The organism is Novipirellula rosea (assembly GCF_039541335.1).
Classification (GTDB): Bacteria; Planctomycetota; Planctomycetia; order Pirellulales; family Pirellulaceae; genus Novipirellula; species Novipirellula rosea.
This window is the reverse complement of record NZ_BAABGA010000066.1, coordinates 55717-74028: the sequence shown is the minus strand read 5'-3', so window position 1 is coordinate 74028 and position 18312 is coordinate 55717. Positions and strand designations below refer to the sequence as shown.

The following is an 18312-nucleotide window of genomic DNA, read 5'->3' as shown; positions in this document are numbered from 1 at the left end:
GGGGTGATGTTTTTTTTCTTGAAGTGACGGTGCGATCTGCGGAGCCAAGAAGCCTATAGCGACTTGAAATCCCATTCGCGGATGTCCGTAAAACGTCCGGCGATTGCGGCGGCCGCTGCCATCGCGGGGCTGACCAGATGCGTTCGCCCCCCTTTGCCTTGTCGACCTTCAAAGTTGCGATTGCTGGTGCTGGCACATCGTTCACCCGGTGCCAATTTGTCGGGGTTCATGGCCAAGCACATGCTGCAACCGGCTTCACGCCAATCGAATCCCGCTTCCTTGAATACCTTGTCGAGACCCTCTTTTTCGGCTTGCAATTTGACTTGCCCGCTGCCCGGTACCACCATCGCGTTGACTTTGCTGGACACATGATGGCCTTTGACCACCTCGGCTGCCGCTCGCAAATCTTCGATTCGGGCGTTGGTGCACGATCCGATGAAGACGCGGTCAAGCGAGACATCTTGGATCTTGGTTTTGGCGGTCAAACCCATGTACTCGAGTGCTTGAGCCGTCGATTTCTGATCGGTGGCATCCGAGAAGTCGGCTGGGTCGGGAACCGACGCACTGACGCTGAGCACTTGGCCAGGGTTGGTCCCCCAGGTGACCTGCGGTTCGATGTCTTTGCCTTGGTAGACGTTCGAGCGGTCGTAGGTGGCACCGGCGTCGGTGGGTAATGATTTCCAGCGAGCGACGGCGGCATCGAAGTCGCTGGGGACTTCCGGCAAGCCTCGCAAGTAATCAAAGGTAACTTGGTCCGGAGCGATCATGCCGGCTCGAGCTCCCGCTTCGATCGACATGTTGCAGACCGTCATCCGTTCTTCCATCGTCAGATTGCGAACACAGTCACCGGTGAACTCCAGCACGTAGCCGGTGCCGCCGGCGGTGCCTATCTGGCCGATCAAATACAGGATCATGTCCTTGGCCGTTACGCCTCGCGAAAGTGCCCCGTCGACGCGAAGTTCAAACGTTTTGGGTTTGAATTGCAGCAACGTTTGGGTCGCCATCACATGTTCGACTTCGCTGGTGCCGATTCCGAACGCCAAAGCGCCGAACGCACCGTGAGTCGCAGTGTGGCTGTCGCCGCACACGATCGTCATGCCGGGTTGGGTGTAGCCGTTTTCAGGGCCGATGACGTGCACAATGCCTTGGCGAACATCGTCGATGTCAAACAGCGTGACGCCGAATTCTTTGCAGTTTTCTCGCAGCGTTTCAATCTGTTTGCGGCTGATCGGGTCGGCGATCGGCAAACTACGGTCGCTGGTGGGGACGTTATGGTCCGGAGTCGCGATCGTTCGCTCGGGGCGTCGAATCGGGCGATTCGCCAAACGCAGCCCCTCGAAGGCTTGCGGGCTAGTGACCTCGTGAACCAGGTGCAAATCGACATACAGGATCGCGGGGCCCGATTCGTTTTGATAGACGACGTGCTCGTCCCAGATTTTGTCGAGCATAGTCCGGGGGGTGGACGATTTTCCCGTAGACGATTGAGATTGAGACATTTTGGGCGTGAGAAAGCAGATGGAAGGGGAGCAGAATTACTACGTTTACTGTCAACTGTAAACGCGAAACTGTCAACGCCCAGCGAATTTTCGCCCCATCCACGTCCCTCTAGCACTCACTTAACCCAGCCTTCCTATTCCCCCAAAAAGGTGTCCGACACCTTTTTTGAGCCGAGCCACTCGAAAACGGCTTGCGAGGCGAGACGTTCGCGGCGAAGCCGTTCGGCAGCATCGTCGCTGGCGATCATCGAGGCGAAATTCAGCGATTGGGGGGCGATCGCGATCGGTTCGTATTGCTCGAATGCCTGCATCCGCTCGAATCCACGTGCGATCCGCGTCGTGCCGTCGCTGCCTGTCCATTGCAACCGGTCACTCGTCTGGTCCCACTGGCTGTTGGCGTCGTCGGCATAAATGTTCACCGTGTCGTGCCCCGCGCCGCTGGCGTAAGCCTCGACCGAGTCAAAACCCCGTGCACTGACCTGGTAACCCGGCCCGCTGATGATCGATCGGCTCGACGAAACACTCATCGTGTCGTCGCCATCAGAGTCGTAAAGCGTCGCGGTGTCGTTGCCACCCGCGGTGGCGTAGGCATAAACCCGCTCGAAACCGTAAGCGGCTTGGAACGACGTGTCGCTGCGAAGGCTAGTGAATTGAGGCCGGACGGCGAGCAGATCATCGCCGGCCGAATCGTTCAAAAATGCTTGGTCTTCACCACCCCCGGTGGCGTGGACATAGATTCGCGAAACCTGGTTGATTTCGAATTGAAAACCGACTCCCGATAGCACCGTTTTGTCGGGACCCGATCGAAGCGTGTCGTCGCCGCTGGAATCGTACAGCGTCGCGCGGTCCGATCCGCCACCGCCATCAAACACGACCGACTCGACACCGCGAAACTCAATTTCAAAGGTGTTGGTCGACAATCGGCTCGCTTCGCTGCTGGTCGACGGATGCATCACCAATCGCTCGGCTTCGGTCGAACCGATGATGTGCAGTGAATCCGCTCCCGCACCAACATCAATCACGATCGGCGTCGTCAACGAATCGGCTGCGTCAAAGCGGTAGACATTTCCGCCACTGCGAAGTTCAATTCCATTGGTCAAGTCGAGTACAAACGATTCGTTGTCACTCGTCCCCGTGAAATGAGTGAGGTTGAACTCGGTTTGTTCGCCTTGCTCCGTTGTATCGTCTGGTTCAATGGCGTCCGTCGGGTCGGTTGCAGCGGCACTGATCGCAGCTTGCAAATCGATGACGTTGTACGATGCCCCGGTTACGGAGTCGATTCGTGTTACGGTCGAGTCTCGCAACCTCGCCAAAATGGCGTCCGGAGTCGGCTCGACGCCTTCGTCGATCATCGCTTGACGCACCAGCATCGAGGCCGCTGCGATTTGGGGTGTCGCCATGCTGGTGCCGTTCAGTGAGGCAAAATCGTTGACCTTGCCGTCCCAGCCATAGACGTGATCGGGAACCGAGCTGCGAACCGATTCGCCGCTGGTCGCTAGCAAACCATCGTCCCGCTGTGAAAATGAACTGAGTTCGCCGAGATCGTTCACCGAGCCCACGGCGACCACCGCATCGCTCGCTGCGGGGTACATCAAACTTGTATCGGTGACCGAGTTGCCAAAGAAGTTGCCCGCGGCGGCAAACACCAAAATGCCGTCTTCGCGAAGCAGTTGTAAGTCGTCTTCGAGGATCGACATCGCGTCGGCAAGGTTATCGGCGTTCAGAGCCGCTCCGACCGACAAGTTGACGGTCGTGATGGGCGACTCAAACGCGTTTCGATTTTCGTGTACCCATTTGAGCGAGTCTTCGATCCAGTTCAGCTGGCCCATTCCGGCATCGTCAAAGACACGCAGCGCGACGATATCTGCACCGGGGGCGACCCCAGAAAACGAGTCGGATTGTCCTGCCAGCAGTCCGGCAACATGCGTTCCATGGAAACCGGCTGGTCCATCGTCGTAGGGATTGGCGTCGTTTTCGGCAAAATCCCAGCCTCCGACGACGCGGTATCCGGGGCCAAAGCCACCTCCAAGGGCGACGTGGTCCCAGGCGACACCGCTATCAATCACGGCGACAGTTTGTCCGCTGCCGTTGAGGGGGCTGGTGCCCGGGGCGGCAAGATTACGGATTCCCGCCGCCTGTTCAATCAAGTCGGGGGTCGCAAGATCGGCATCCGTCACCTGCGACGCATGATGGAGTTCCGGTTGTGATGATAAGTCCGAGTTGATGCCCGAAGTCGTGTCCAGGGGGTCGTCGGACAGTCCGATGCTGAGAGCTTCGAGCAACAGATCGCTGGGCAGACTCGCTGACAACGCCAGCCGTTCTTCACACAGTTCGATGACGTCCGCTTCACCGATATCTTGATGGTGATCCGAGATTTTCATGGAGTTTGACGGCGAAAGGCGCGGGTGAGACAAAAGAATTTGCGGATTACTGCTAGTACAGAAACCCTAGGACGCAAACTCACCCACCATCGCTGCAACCGGACTTCTTGTGTCACAGATCGACTTGTGAGGCCAATTTCGCCGACACAATAAGAGAAGTCGTTACATCTGCAACCGCGAACGCTCGATCCTTCACGAGGCTGTCGTCCGATGCCACTGCGTAAACTATGGAATTCCCTCTGTGGTCGAACCCACGGAGCCACCGAAAATACCGTCGACGCGGAGTCCGCTGCGGCAACACAGCGTGAAACACCGGAACCCAGCCCCATAGCCAGCACGCCCAAAGCGGCTGCAGCGTCGGCATCCCCTATTGCGGCCAAACGCAGCGAGCCAAAACGCAGTGAACTTGCTAAGCCGGTAGCGGCACAGCCCGCAGCGGCCCTGTCCGCTGTCACACCTGCCGCGAAGCCCGCGCGAGGGATCCTTGGTTTTGGCAGCCGGAGTGTCGAGCCTGCGCTCTGCAAACTGCTCAAACCACTCAAGATCGGCTCATTATTGGAAGTCGGCGTCGATGACGGCGCTCGCGCCTTGGCAATCGTGGCGACTGTGCAAGCGTCCAATCCCGAGACGAAGCTGCGATATTGCGCAATCGATGCTTTCGAGATGGGCGAAGGGCCCGTGACGCTGATGCAATTTCATCAACGGGTACGCGCCGAAGGGGTCAGCCCTCAAATCTTCCCCGATTCGATCGATAACGGGCTGATTCGGGTCTGCCATACGATTGGACGCGTGGACGTGGTCGTAATCGGGGTGCCAACCGACAAATGGCAAAACCCAAACACCATCGCAATGCTGCGACGCGTTTGCCATCCCGAAACGATCGTGTTCTACAGCGAGAACGGTAAATGGGAGCGGTTTGCCGATACAGCCGCCCCTGCGATTCGCAAAGCGGCATAGTGGTAAGCGGGGGATAGGCTTCCAGCCTCTCATTACATCCTCGACAGGCCGGAAGCCGATCCCGCGTCCCCAAATCCGAAACTCTTGGCGAGTTTCGCTACGGTAAAGCGTGCGTGCCGCGACCGGTTAGTGCCTATCTCGGATAACTTGCTGGACACCAACATGGGGGCAGTTGATTTCGCCATGATGGGGTGTTAAGTTGCCTTGTGGTTGCCTAAAGGTTGTCAGCGGCACCTTTTGCCCCGTCGGCACATTTTGACTTTCCATTTCGTACCACCCGAACTATTTTTAGACTGCGTTTCGGTTCGGCAATTCGATTCCGTTTTCCTTGCGATGCCGCTGCGAACTTAGGCTCGACTTGGAACGGATTTTTGAACTAAGTTCAGCAAACTGAACAGGGTTTGTGTGTCATGATGAGCGAATTCGGAATGCATACGAGTCCATTTTTCCCATTCTCAAACACTCGGATTCCCGAGTTGCGTGGGACTGCCCTTCGCCAATAGGCAAACGTATGTGTGGAATTGTCGGTTACGTTGGAAGCGATAACGCAGGTAGCTTCCTGGTAGACGGTTTGCGTCGCTTGGAATATCGCGGCTACGACAGTGCAGGTGTCGCGATTTTTGGAGGCACTTCGTTTAGTGTCACTCGTTCCGTTGGACGTATCGATGCGCTCGCTTCGCAATTGGGGACCGTGCCACCGACAGGCACACTCGGGCTAGGTCACACGCGTTGGGCGACGCACGGACCTGCGACCGTCGAGAACGCGCATCCCCATCTCGGCGGCGATGGCGAAGTGGTCTTGGTTCACAACGGCGTGATCGAGAATTTTCAAGTTCTCAAAGACGAGTTGATCGCCAAGGGGTATCACTTTGCTTCGGCAACCGACAGCGAAGTGATCGCACATCTGGTCGCCGAAGGACTAAAGAATACGCCGGAAACCCCTGACCAACCCAACATCCGCTATCTGACGGCGGTGCAGTGGGCGATTTCACGGCTTCGCGGCACCTACGGTTTAGCAATCGCGTTTCGTGATCATCCGAACTTTATGATCGCCGCTCGCTTTGGCAGCCCGCTGGTGATCGGTGTGGGCAAAGGCGAGTACTTTGTTGCGAGCGACGCGTCGCCGTTGGTGGGCCGTACGGACCGGATCGTTTATTTGGCGGATCACCAAATTGCCGTACTGACCCCCGAGGGATTTTCGGTACTGCATCGCGATCAAGGCAAAGTACGCGTCGACATTCGTCCGTTGGAAACCGAATCGGGCGAATCCTCTCTGGAAGGTTTCGACCACTACATGCTCAAGGAAATCTACGAGCAACCTGAAGCGCTTCGCAACGCGATGCGTGGCCGATTGGACGACGAAAACGCGACCGCCGTCTTTGGTGGTTTGAATCTGACGCCGCAACAATTACGAACGGTCGAACGAATCATTTTGACCGGCTGTGGAACCAGTTGGCACTCGGCGCTGGTGGGCGAATATCTGATCGAAGACCTCGCGCGTATTCCGGTCAACGTTGAATACGCCAGCGAGTTGCGCTATCGAAATCCGCCCATCGAAAACAACACGTTGGTGTTCGGGATTACCCAAAGTGGTGAGACCGCTGATACGCTCGCAGCACTGCGAGAAACGAAACGAAAAGGTCACCGCGCGTTAGCGGTTTGTAACGTCGTCGGCAGCTCGATCGCTCAGGCCGCCGACGGAGGCGTCTACTTGCACGCCGGTCCCGAGATCGGAGTCGCCAGCACCAAGGCGTTCACGTCGCAGTGCTGTGTGCTCGCGATGCTTGCGTTGTACTTTGGTCGACTGCGGCATCTCAGTTTCGAAAGCGGCAAGTCGATCATCGAAGATTTGCGGCAACTGCCCAACGCCGTCCAGCAAGCGTTGACGTGTAACGAACAGGTTCGTGATGTGGCCAAAAAGTATCAAAACGCATCAACGGTTTTGTATTTAGGTCGCCAGTACAATTTCCCCACCGCGCTCGAAGGGGCGCTGAAGTTAAAAGAGATCAGCTACATACACGCTGAGGGATATCCAGCGGCGGAAATGAAGCATGGTCCGATCGCGCTTGTCGATGACGAAACTCCAAGCGTGTTTATCATTCCTCGCGGCACGACGTACGACAAAGTGATGTCGAACATGGAAGAGGTCAAAGCTCGTGGCGGTCCCGTGATCGCGTTGGCGAGTGAAGATGACCCGCAAGTCCAAGCGGTCGCCGACGACGTGATCGCGGTGCCTCAAGTCGCCGAATTTTTGCAGCCGATCGTGAATGTCGTGCCACTGCAATTGTTGTCGTATCACATCGCGCTTTTGCGAGGATGCGATGTGGATAAGCCGCGAAACTTGGCAAAAAGTGTGACGGTAGAGTAACCCCGATTTTCCTCCTAAGTAAAAACACTCTTCTCCTCTTTCTCGATTGAAAAAGAACGCAACCATGAAAAAGAATCGACTCAGCGACAATTCACGCAAAGCATTGATGATCAACATTGGTGAATCCGCAGGCAAGGAAGTGGCGGATTTGATCGCTCAAATGGCCGCCGAGATTGAAGAGCTTCGGCAAACCAAAGTCAGTGTGACTCGTATCGTGCCCGGCGTTCACGATTCCGTGGCGATGATCGAAGAACCCGTCTAAACGCAGATTCCCAATCAAAGTGGGGATTCGCTGGGGTCCTGTTCAACATCTCCGGCTTAACCCGAGGCGTAAGCGAGAGAATCTTATTCGGGACTCCGTCCCTCGCTTACGCTTCGGGTTGCCGTTTTTTAAGCCGGACGCTCTCTCGTGCTTCACGGCTTTCGTGAAGGTTCCGTGACAACAACTGTCACCCTGGGCTGCATTTAGCCTGTCCCCCCCCCCTCACCCCCTCTCTCTCCATACTCTGGTCCTTGAACCCGATCCATTCATGAGCACTTACCTTGTTACCGGCACCGCCGGATTCATTGGTTATCATCTCGCCTTGCGACTTCTGAAGCAGGGTGTCGACGTCGTCGGTATCGACATCGTTAATGACTACTACGACGTTCAATTGAAACGTGACCGGCTTGCTCAACTGCTTGATTTTGACAACTTCACTCCGATTGAATCGGATCTTGCGGACACCACCGCGGTGATGGATGTGTTTCGCAAACATGACTTCAGCCGTGTCGTGCACTTGGCTGCGCAAGCCGGTGTCCGTTACTCGCTCGAAAATCCTCACGCCTACGTAACAAGCAATGTGGTCGCGTTCATGAACGTGCTCGAAGCTTGCCGTCACGCCAAGACGCCACACTTGACCTACGCCAGCAGCAGCAGCGTGTATGGCGGTTGCACTCAGATGCCATTCTCGGTGCATGACCGCGTCGACCATCCGCTTAGCCTGTATGCGGCGACAAAGAAGGGAAATGAGCTGACCGCGCACACCTACAGCCATCTCTATGGTCTGCCGACGACGGGGCTGCGTTTCTTTACCGTCTACGGGCCTTGGGGACGTCCCGATATGGCGTTGTTCCTGTTCACCAAAGCGATTTTGGAAGGCAAGCCGATCAACGTGTTTAATCACGGCAAGATGCAACGTGACTTTACCTACATCGACGATATCGTCGAAGGCGTGCATCGCGTATCGGAACAGATTGCCCAGCCCAATCCGAATTGGGACAGCAATAATCCCGACCCGGCAACCAGCAAAGCACCTTACCGTGTCTTCAATATCGGCAACAATCAACCCGTCGAACTCGCACACTTTATCGAAGTGATCGAGGACGCGATTGGCATCAAGGCGGTCAAGAACATGATGCCGATGCAACCGGGCGACGTGCCAGCCACCTTTGCCGACGTCGATGCGCTGGAAGACGCCGTCGGATTCCGCCCCAAAACGTCAATCGAAACCGGGGTCAAAGCGTTCGTCGATTGGTACCGCAGCTACTACAAAGTCTAGTCGCCAACTTTTTTCGGACTTCTCTTCCGATTGGGTTTAGGATTTGTAACGGTTATGTCGATCCTAGTGATTAGATGCATTGCCCTGCTCGGTGGTTTTTGGTTCTAAGGGGGCAATGTGTCACAAAGAAGCTGTTAAAGCCGCTGTACTAGCAAAACGCAAACGCTTCAACGCCCCCTCGAAACAAGAAGTTCTCGACCCATGCAACGCCCCGATCAACAATACGTGACTCCACCGTTTCCAGCATTCCCAAGTGTTTCACGGTACGTTCCGCTTGGTTCGATCGCCGACGCGATGACGCGTGTCTGCCGCAGCGTGGATGCCCGTGAAGGCGTCTCGCTGGTCGTCGGACCTCCGGGCACCGGCAAGTCGCTGCTTTGTTCGCTGTTGGTCGATCGCTATCGTCAAACTCACGACGTGGTGATCCTGGGCGAAACGCCGATCGACACCCGAGCAGCCTATTTGCGTCATCTGCTGCATCATCTTGGTGCCGATTACCGCGGGATCGCTGATGCCGATCTGCAGTTGGCATTGGTCGACCGTGTTTGCGACAACGATCCACCCAACGACGGGTTGTTGATCATTGTCGATGAAGCACAAGCGCTCAGCGCCGAAGTGCTCGAGGCGATCCGCATGTCGACCAACATCCAAAGCGGTGGACAGCCTCGCGTGTTTGCCGTTGTGGTGGGCGGAGTCCGGCTCGATGACACACTTGCCGCTCCGTCGATGGAGCCGTTTTCGCAACGTATCGCCGCCCGTTGTTACTTGCACCCCATGAACGCGGACGAGACGCGTCATTACGTCAGCGAAACAATCCAGTGCTGTGGTGCCGATCCTGCTGCGACGATTACCGACGAAGCGCTTGCCGCTGTGCACCATGCCTGTTGTGGCGTGCCGCGTCTGGTCAACCAAATCATGACCGAAGCGATCGATATCGCCGAAGCGGCCGACGAATCTTTGATCACCGACCACACGATCGACCGCGCCTGGGCTCAATTGCAACAATTGCCAAGCCCGATGATCGAAGCACCCGGTGTGAAACAGGAAGGAGCCCCGGTTGAATTTGGCGAGCTCGACGAACTTGATTCAAGCCCATTGGCTAATATCGCATCCCGAGGCGAAGTCGACACCCTCGACGAACAGGAAGCTTTGGCTGCGGATGAGTGTGAAACGGACGCTGAAGTCGCCTGTGAAAACTCGGCAGACGTCACTTCCGAGTCGGATCTGTCGGACGATCATCACGACTTGGTCGCTTCGACAATGCGAGAAAACATGCTCAGTGCCGAGATGTTTTCCGATGGCGACGTCGAAGGCATGACCAAAGGCGAGACTCAATACCATTCGCTCGTTTCGTTTCCGGTTTCGAAAGTAAGCAGCCTTGCCGAACGTCGCGTCACGGTCAAAGACCCTAGCGCGATCTTTGGTGAATTTGATGACGAAGAAGAGGTTTGTCTTAAAGGCAGTGCGAAAGCCGCCGCTCCGATTCTGGACCAGCCTCCCGCAAGTCAGCCGGTTGGCTCGCAACCGGTCGTGGTTGAATGCGACCAGGATCATGCGACCGAGTTTGATGCCTCGGGATCTCATTCATGCGATTCTTATTGCTCGGACAATCAATGCGATGATCTCGAATCGATGTTGCATCAAGAGATCATTGGCATCGCCGACATGGCATCCGGCGCAAATTTCTTTGCACTGCACGAAGCATCCGATCCGCAGTGGGCGGAATCGCAAAACGAGGAAGTGGCCGATCTAGAATTGATCGCCGACGAAGTCGAAGAATCGCCTGCTACGCTGCGGTTGAATCGCGACGACAACGCGGGCGATGCCGATTCGTGTGAACCGGAAACCTATATCCGCAAGGATCTTTCGGAAGGTTCGCTGCGATTGACCGTTCGTGACGACAGTGATTTGTTGGTCATCGAAGAAGACGTCGATCTCTCTCGCTCGCCAAAATCGACCTACTTGGATCGCAACGAAAGCGAAGTGTCGGTTGACTTCCACAGCATGCTGCAGCGGATGCGAACCGGCAGCGAAGTTTAAAGTAGGTGAAGCAATGTCGCTCTCTCAAATCGCTCAGTGGATGATTCAGGTTCGTCAGCAGGACCAGCGGACGCCGGCTTTGATTCTGCCTGAGCGTTTTGGAATGCGAGCGGCCTTTTATGAGTCGCTTGGCAATGCGTTTGTCGACGCAGGAATCCGTCAAGTGCGATTCGACGTTTTGCGTCCGATCGGCGGTCTTTGGCAAGCGACGTCTAACCGCTTGTTTGCGTTTCAGGCGAGCCGGATCAATCGTGTCCTCTCGCGTGGCAATCACGAGGGGCGTCACCTTCATTTGGCCTGGACCGCCGCGATCGCGCGTCCTCTGACCGATGGCACGCCGCGAGACGCTGCGTTTGTGGTGGGGATCGCCGACACCTCAGCCGCGTTGCCCTCCTGGATCACTCCGATCGGAATTTCGGAATCGGCGGCATAGCAGGGTCGCAAATTGAACCAGCGGCGCTACAATCTGTGTTGAAAATTCCGTGGGTGACTGGTCCCGAAGCTTTGTTTCGAGGGATGTTTGTTTGCCTGATTCGTCCCTATCTGACCCTTCTGATCGCCGTTGTCCGAAGCCGCTAACCCTTTATCGAATCCGACCCAGGATCCTCGCTGCCGCGTGTTGGTAGGGGTGTGCACGTACAACGAAGCTTCGAACATTGCCACGATGATCGAGCGGTTGCGAGCGTCGTTGCCCGAGGCGGATCTGTTGATCGTCGACGATAACTCACCCGACGGCACCGCAGGAATCGCGTCTGATTTGGCTCGCGTCGATCCTCAGGTACGCGTCACGGTTCGCGAGCATGAACGGGGCCTCGGCAGTGCGATTCGTTGTGCGATGTCTGATGCGATCGAACATTCGTATGACTATTTTTTGAATCTCGATGGGGATCTCAGTCATGATCCCGCCCAATTGCCGGCGTTGCTCGAACGCGCGACTGCGAATTCCGAAATCGATGTCGTCGTCGGTTCTCGCTATGTCACCGGCGGCAAGATCGTTGGATGGCCGCTGCGTCGACGGATCATGAGCCGCATGGTCAATTCGTTTGCCACGCTCTGTTTGCGATTGCCGGTCAAAGATTGCAGCGGTTCGATGCGGTGCTATCGCGTCGATTCGCTCCGCCGATTGAATCTTGGCGATTGGAATTGCCGAGGCTACGCGTTGCTCGAAGAGCTACTCGTGCTGATGGATCGCCGCAACGCCGTGATGGCCGAAGTGCCGATCACCTTTACCGAGCGTCAGCGAGGCCAAAGCAAGTTGACGTTCCGCGAAGCCGCCCGCTCGGCGTTCCAAATTTTCCGCTTAGCGTTCAAGTGATCCGGTTTCGCCTTGGATGATCGCTTCGAACGCCGCGATGGTGTTGGCGTCGCCTAGCCGAGTCAGATTCTCTCGCAAAATCACATCTTCGGCGGTGCGAATGAAGCGTTCGTACTTCACCAATTTCTCGCGGTCATTCAAGCTGTTTTGGTTCGCGTCAGCGAGCTCGCGGTACTTGGCATAATCGGGATGGGATTCGATCGCATGGATAAAGTCATCGCTGCGATCGGTCATCAACTCAATCCCGATCGGGTTAAGTGGGTTGGCGAGTGCCGGCCATTTGCCTCGCAGATCGTTGGCGATTTTGCGTCTCAGCGATGCACTGTTGTCGGTGGTCGTGGGACGTGATCGACCGCGTCCGCGAGGCCGACGCTCGTCCTTTTTGCGTTCTGCCGCCTCCAAGCGATGTTCGCCCTCGAGTTCTAGTTGCGCCGACAAACCCTCGAGCACCGCACGGTCCGCCGGAGTGGCATATTTCAGCAGCTCGCTGTACTCCAGATCCCGCGGCAGCAAGTCGGGATGTTGGTCATCTTGAAAACCACTCTCTTCGCCCAGGAATTCTCCCGAGGTCTTGATCGGCAAATCGATCGTATCGCTTTTCAAAATGGTGTAAGCGTGCGCTTCTTCGAACGAAACCACGCCATCGTTGTCATAGTCGGGCGGGTCGACCGGTTGATTTAGTCGCGTTCGTCCCGCGATCGCCTCCCAGAAATAGGTGCTGTATTCGACGTACGAGGCTTCGTCGATATCGGGAGTGCATCCGGCGGCGGGGCGATCGTGAACGGTGGCAAAGAAGCCACTTCGCTTTTGCGACGAGCGGCCTTTGTCTGGATCCCCTTCGTTGTACACCAGCCGAGCAAAACCGCCCGCATGACACTGCACCATGATCGTCACCACGCTGACCCCTTCGGGCAATTGGTCCAGCATTTTTGACAGCTCGCTGACCGTGATCTTGGTGTGGTTCCACAGCGAGATCGAAGTGTTATAGGGTTGATTGCGAGTCTGGCTTTCGCTGCCGTGGGCGGTAACGTACAGCACCAACCGGTCACCCTTCTGCATCGTCGAACCGACGTCATCAAACCACTTTTGGATATTTTTCGGCGATGTCGATCCGCGGACGTTGTCGATGCTATGGTTGCGGTACGACAGTCCAAGGTCGCGTTGGCTTCCAAAGAATTCGGCCATCAACTGATTGGCCTTGGGAATCGATGTTCGGTCGATCACTTGCAGGTCGTCGTCAGGATGGTCGCCATCCGAAAAATAGATGTCGTTCTCGTTTTCATCCAGACCACGATCCTTCAGCAATCGCTGAAAGAACAGCACGTTGCGTTCGAGCGAAGCTTGGTTTCCCGACGGCGAGTAGCCGCCGCCAAGCGTCAAAAAGACATCCGCTGCCCTCGCCGATGCCGAAGTGGCAGACGAGGAAACGGCTAGAATCAGACCAGCCAAGGCGGCACGACGCAGACATCTCATCAATGGATTCCAAGTGGAGGAATTGTTGTAGCGGATCTAGCTAAAGATCCACGACGCAGGAGTGTGAGTTCCCGTCTTAAGGTTTGGCCAAGTCGATGGCAACCAGTTCTTTGTCGTTACGCACGTAGGCGGTTTTGTTGGCGTAAGCCGGATGGCTCCATACGACTTTGCGTCCGAAGGCAGTTTGCGTGGGCTCGATCACTTTCACTTGCCCTCGCGAATGATAACCATCGGCATCCATGTCAGCGACCGAAAAATGGCCGTCTTCGCCAAACAGGAAATAGTGTCCAGTGGGCGTATGCCGTGTGACGAAGGCGGTTCCGGCATTAAGACGTCGTTCGTGATCGGGACGAACCGGTTCGTAGGTTTGCCAAAGTCGCTCACCATCTTCGACCTTCGCAGCCACCAACGCCCCGAGCGTTTCATCGGTTCCAAACATCAACCCATCGTGAATCAGGGGCGTCATGGTGGAAACGCTTAAGGACGTTTTGGGGGCACCTGCCCATAGTTCGCTGACCTCCGGTTTGTTTGCGTCGAGTTTCAACATCAGTGATTTGTCTTTAATTCCGCTGGCGAACAAGTACTCGCCACTGCGTTGAGGTTGGCTGATCGACATGCCGTAATCGGGAACCAGCGGGACGGTCCAATAAGTCTCGCCTGTTTTCGGATTCAGCGATGCTACCGCTTGCGGATGCCATGCGATCAACTGAGTCGTGCCACCCGCCTGGATGATCGATGGCGGACAATAGCCTGCGTCGGTGCTGGACAGAGCTTTCCATTTCACCTCGCCCGTGCTTCGGTCAAACGCGACCACGGCTTGTCCCTCGCCCCCCACCATCGTCACGACCATGTCATCGGTTACCAACGGATGTGCTGCGAATCCCCATGTCGGAGTTTCGGCGTTGAATTTTTTAGGCAGGTTGATGTGCCACTTGAGCTTTCCGCTCTGTGCATCCAGAACCGCCAAGTCGCCTTGCGCCCCCAGGATGGCAACGATTCCGCCGACAACCGTCGGTGTCGCTCGTGGACCCACGGGGTAGCTGATTCGGTAGCTACATGGATATTCATATTTCCAAATTTGTTTACCGGTGGTGGCATCAAGGCAGAGCAGTCGTTCGGTCCCTTCGAGTTCCGGTTTCGCACCCGGTTCTTCGACCAACGTTCCCTTGGTCCGTTTGTAATCCATCAGGTAGATGCGGTCGCCGACGACGGCGGGACCCGCGTAGCCACCTTCGACGGGAACACGCCATTTGATCGGCAGTCCATCGGCGGGAATCGAATCGATTACTCCCGTTTCGTTGTAATTGCCGTCACGGGTTGGGCCCATCCATTGCGGCCAGTCGTCGGCCGAGGCAAAGTTCGCAGCCAGCACGCTGGTCGCAGCAAGCATTAACAGGGATCGAATGGTTATCGCTGCAGTGTCCAGAATCATTGCGTCGGGTCCAAGAGTTGCGGAGCAAAAAGGGGAGGCATGCATGCCAGTCGCGGGATGAAAGCGACTCGCTAGATTGTCAGCGACATTCTAAGCGAAATAAAGTACCGAGGGCTGATGTCAAGATCGCAGAATCAAGAATCCGCGACAACTGAGTCCATCGTCGTGCGTAGTGGACGAGGCAACGAGTCCATCGCAAAAAACAAGAAAAGGAGACTCGTCGCCTCGTCCACTACCGGAAACGCGAGATTATTCGCTCCTCTAGCGGGCGTAACGCGGGTCGGTTTTACGGATGATTTCATTGATTCCTGTTTGGTTGAATCCTTTGTAGCCATCGTCACGCTGCAGGATTTCTAAGTGCGAACCGATGCTGCCCGATTTGCGGAACCGCTCGGCTTGCTCGGCCGTGATCACGCCTTCGCTCGCCGCTTGTTCGATCCGCCCGTCCGCAACGGGCCACATCTCTCCCTGCGTAAACGCCTGTTTCAGGAAATCAAAATCAGTGAACGGAGCCATCGTTTGGATACCTCGCTCGGCCAATTGAGTGCGTGCCGCATCAAAATCGAATTGGCATTCCAAGTGATGCATGCCCGCTTGCAATACGGCTTCGCCGTGCAGTTTGCACCACAGCCCGACGGTGCCAAGTTGATCGCGGGGCGGCAACGGTTCGTGAGCAAAATCGCCCGACACCTCTTCGGCAGTCAAATCGACGTCGGCAAAGATGACCACTCCGGTTGCGGGTTGCTCTAACACCTGAGCTCCCCAGCCCGCTTCGGCACCTCCGTAAAACCGTTCACGACACTGAAACCCAAGTTGTTCTAATAGCGAGATCAAGCGAGGAAAGTGTTTGCGGCTGCTGCGGTAGGTGTGGTGGTCATGATTGGCCCAGCCGAGTCCAAGTTCGTCTTGGCGTGATTTTTGAACACGCGCTGCCCGGTTGCGGCTTTCCCAATAACGGCGTTCGGCGGCAAAGAACAAATCGCAAGTGCGATCCTGGCCCAGGTCCTCTTTGGCCGCATCAATCAACGCCCGTGCATGGGCAAAGCCCTCTTCGTCCGACGCAAAGTCACGTTGCCGTAACAAGAACGCTTCTTGGTGTTTCAGGATCGCATCGACATTGATCTCGGCCGCTTCACTCGGTTTGAAACCGACATCCCCGTGCCGCTCGGCCACCCAAAACTCTGTCGACTCGGTTTCCGAAACGCACGCGAGTCGAAGTGACGAATAGGGCCGTCCTTGGATCGGATTCGTCACGCGATGAGCGACGAGGAAATCGACTACCGATTCGACTTGGATGGTCAGTCGTCGTTTGGGGAAGCTCCCTAGCACGACATCAGGAAACAAGCCGTCGGGGTGCTGCCAAATCGCGTCGCCAGGTTCATGTCGTAATTGGAAACCTGATTGCGACAGCAGCGATTCGGTTTCCACGGAAAACGGCAGCGAAATGTGATCGAGCCAATCGCTTAATCGTGTCCCGGTTTCCTCTAACATCCGTGTCTGCAAGTTGGCGACAAAGCGATTGTCACGCACAAACTCTTCGGTCCATTGATCGATCCGCATGGCGGCTTGTGGCTGACATTTCCAATCAAATTCCGACAATGATGATTTCGGCATGGTCATCGGGCTCCGCTTTCAGCAGGGGAGGAACACCACGACCCAATTCGTGATCGTCCTTCCTTCATTGTAGCATCGCCGAAATGTGGGATAGGCATCCTGCCTGTCATCGAATGCCGCTAGTGCAAGATCGCCTGGGCGACTCGCAGGCCGCTGTTCATCGCCCCTTGGATACTGGGCGTTTCACGGTGATCGCCACACACAGAGACGCCATCGCGAGCTGTCGTCACCGGCTGCATCACGGGATCAAGTGTTAGTTTCGGCAGCCCGAATGGCACGTGATAGATCTGCAATCGCCTCCATTCGCCGGCCTGCTCGCCAAACCACTGAATCAATTGCGGGCGGAGTGAGTGGTCGAGCGTATCGGGATCGATATTTTGACTCAGTTCGGTGCTGACTGAGATCAGGTGCTGGCCGCTCGGCGCGTAGCGTGGCGCAACGTTCGACATGACGGCGGCGGTTTGAATCGGTCCCGACTCGTCACCTCGCAGTAGCAAGCGTCGTCGTTGCAGTGGGGCTTCGCTCGCTCCGTAATAAACGGTGGTGGTTCCCGACCACTTGGTGTCCAGCGATTCTTCTCCGAGTAGACTTGCCGCCGCACTGCTTTCGGTGGCGATCACGACCTGCTTGGCCCGCAGCGTGCGACCGTCGGTCAATTCGACGGTCGTTTCAGCAGCCCCAGGCTGTAGTCCCGCAACGGGTGTTTTCAGTTGCAGCGTGCCGCGTGGCAATCGGTCAGTGAGTTGTCGTGGAATTTCAGCCATCCCGCCCGCAGGAACCGAGACGTGGCCTTGGCTGAACATGCGAAAGACGAACTCAAGCATCCGGCTAGGCATGACGAGTGATTCATCCAAGTACACGCCGCCAAGGAAGGGGCGAAAGAATTGGTCAATGATGCGGTCCGAGAATCCATTGGACTTCAGTCGTTCGAGCGTCGTCGTTTGCTCTCGGGTGTAAACGTCCTCGAGTGACCCCGCGCGGCTGGCACTGCGAAGTTTGGAGATGCGACATTTGTCTGCGAGCGACCCAACGGTGTTTTTGGCGGTTGCGGCGATGTCCAAGGGACGTCGCCATGGATCACTCAGCAGTGCAAACTCACCGTTTTGCCGTATCAATGCTCCCGGAGAAAAATGACACAACTCGAGCTGTTTGTAATCGAGAAGTTCGCGGCAAGCGGGATACGCCGTCAACAACACTTGGAAACCATAGTCCAGGGTGAAGCCGTCGATATGATCGGTGCGAACTCGGCCTCCGGCGCGATCACTCGCCTCGAGCACCGTGATCGAGCGTCCTGCCTCAGCAAGCTTGACCGCACACGAGAGTCCCGCCAGCCCCGCGCCGACAATGATGACATCGTACGAATCGCTTGCTGTTGCGTTTAGCATTGAGTTGCTTTCGGAAATTGGGGAGTTCGACTGAATGCTGCATCTTGACAGAAAACACGTTAGGCCCAAGTCAAGTTTCACTGCAGCAGGAGAAAATATCGCGTGGCGTCTCCGGCGCCGGATTGCACGGACGTCCCGAGACGTCCGGCTACAATCCGAAGTTCTCAAACGTAAACCGGATGGCAGCTTGAAAGCCTATTCCACATTTTTGAACTTTTTATTGCGTTTTGACCTAACGTGTCACCGCGGATGCGATGAAGTAAGTAGCCGAAAGTGGCACCCCTTCAAAATCAAAAACACAAAATCATAA

General features: G+C 56.2%; 13 protein-coding genes. 7 read left to right on the top strand and 6 right to left on the bottom strand.

Translation table 11 applies throughout. The annotated features are described in order from the left end of the window. Positions 1 to 53 precede the first annotated feature (53 nt). Together leuC and ABD971_RS24415 are read right to left on the bottom strand one after the other, a co-directional pair. Positions 54 to 1496, bottom strand: a complete 1443-nt coding sequence (gene leuC, locus ABD971_RS24420) for a 3-isopropylmalate dehydratase large subunit (RefSeq protein WP_425571363.1) — start codon at positions 1494 to 1496, stop codon at positions 54 to 56. 134 nt (positions 1497 to 1630) lie between these two features. Then, a complete protein-coding gene (locus ABD971_RS24415; RefSeq protein ID WP_345326408.1) occupies positions 1631 to 3877 on the bottom strand; it encodes a S8 family peptidase in 2247 nt (748 codons plus the stop codon). Positions 3878 to 4087: 210 nt separating this feature from the next. On the opposite strand from ABD971_RS24415, the gene ABD971_RS24410 reads away from it, so the two are divergent. The 7 genes from ABD971_RS24410 to ABD971_RS24380 all read left to right on the top strand — a co-directional run bounded on the left by ABD971_RS24410 (position 4088) and on the right by ABD971_RS24380 (position 12098). Next, entirely contained in the window at positions 4088 to 4834 is a 747-nt protein-coding gene (locus tag ABD971_RS24410; protein WP_345326406.1) for a hypothetical protein, read from the top strand. A 511-nt stretch (positions 4835 to 5345) separates the two neighbouring features. Beyond that, on the top strand, positions 5346 to 7202 hold the full coding sequence (gene glmS, locus ABD971_RS24405) for a glutamine--fructose-6-phosphate transaminase (isomerizing) (RefSeq protein ID WP_345326404.1): 1857 nt from the start codon (positions 5346 to 5348) through the stop codon (positions 7200 to 7202). 64 nt (positions 7203 to 7266) lie between these two features. Further along, positions 7267 to 7464, top strand: a complete 198-nt coding sequence (locus ABD971_RS24400; protein WP_008706582.1) for a hypothetical protein — start codon at positions 7267 to 7269, stop codon at positions 7462 to 7464. Between the two features lie 268 nt (positions 7465 to 7732). Further along, positions 7733 to 8743: an NAD-dependent epimerase gene (locus tag ABD971_RS24395; protein WP_345326399.1), complete on the top strand. Its 1011-nt coding sequence runs from the start codon at positions 7733 to 7735 to the stop codon at positions 8741 to 8743. A 201-nt stretch (positions 8744 to 8944) separates the two neighbouring features. Beyond that, entirely contained in the window at positions 8945 to 10783 is a 1839-nt protein-coding gene (locus ABD971_RS24390) for an ExeA family protein (protein WP_345326397.1), read from the top strand. A gap of 13 nt (positions 10784 to 10796) precedes the next feature. Beyond that, the gene (locus tag ABD971_RS24385; protein WP_345326395.1) at positions 10797 to 11216 is read left to right on the top strand and encodes a hypothetical protein; all 420 of its coding nucleotides are present in this window, start codon (positions 10797 to 10799) and stop codon (positions 11214 to 11216) included. A gap of 129 nt (positions 11217 to 11345) precedes the next feature. Further along, the gene (locus tag ABD971_RS24380) at positions 11346 to 12098 is read left to right on the top strand and encodes a polyprenol monophosphomannose synthase (RefSeq protein ID WP_345326394.1); all 753 of its coding nucleotides are present in this window, start codon (positions 11346 to 11348) and stop codon (positions 12096 to 12098) included. Here the strand turns inward: ABD971_RS24380 and ABD971_RS24375 are convergent. The 4 genes from ABD971_RS24375 to ABD971_RS24360 form a co-directional block, all read right to left on the bottom strand. After that, a complete protein-coding gene (locus ABD971_RS24375; RefSeq protein WP_345326392.1) occupies positions 12084 to 13571 on the bottom strand; it encodes a hypothetical protein in 1488 nt (495 codons plus the stop codon). The genes ABD971_RS24380 and ABD971_RS24375 overlap by 15 nt on opposite strands. Positions 13572 to 13647: 76 nt before the next feature. Further along, positions 13648 to 15003 (bottom strand): PQQ-binding-like beta-propeller repeat protein, encoded by a 1356-nt coding sequence (locus ABD971_RS24370; RefSeq protein ID WP_345326390.1) that lies wholly within the window; start codon positions 15001 to 15003, stop codon positions 13648 to 13650. A 261-nt stretch (positions 15004 to 15264) separates the two neighbouring features. Next, positions 15265 to 16617, bottom strand: a complete 1353-nt coding sequence (locus tag ABD971_RS24365) for a hypothetical protein (protein WP_345326388.1) — start codon at positions 16615 to 16617, stop codon at positions 15265 to 15267. 119 nt (positions 16618 to 16736) lie between these two features. Continuing rightward, positions 16737 to 18002, bottom strand: a complete 1266-nt coding sequence (locus tag ABD971_RS24360) for an NAD(P)/FAD-dependent oxidoreductase (protein ID WP_345326384.1) — start codon at positions 18000 to 18002, stop codon at positions 16737 to 16739. Between the last annotated feature and the right edge of the window lie 310 nt (positions 18003 to 18312).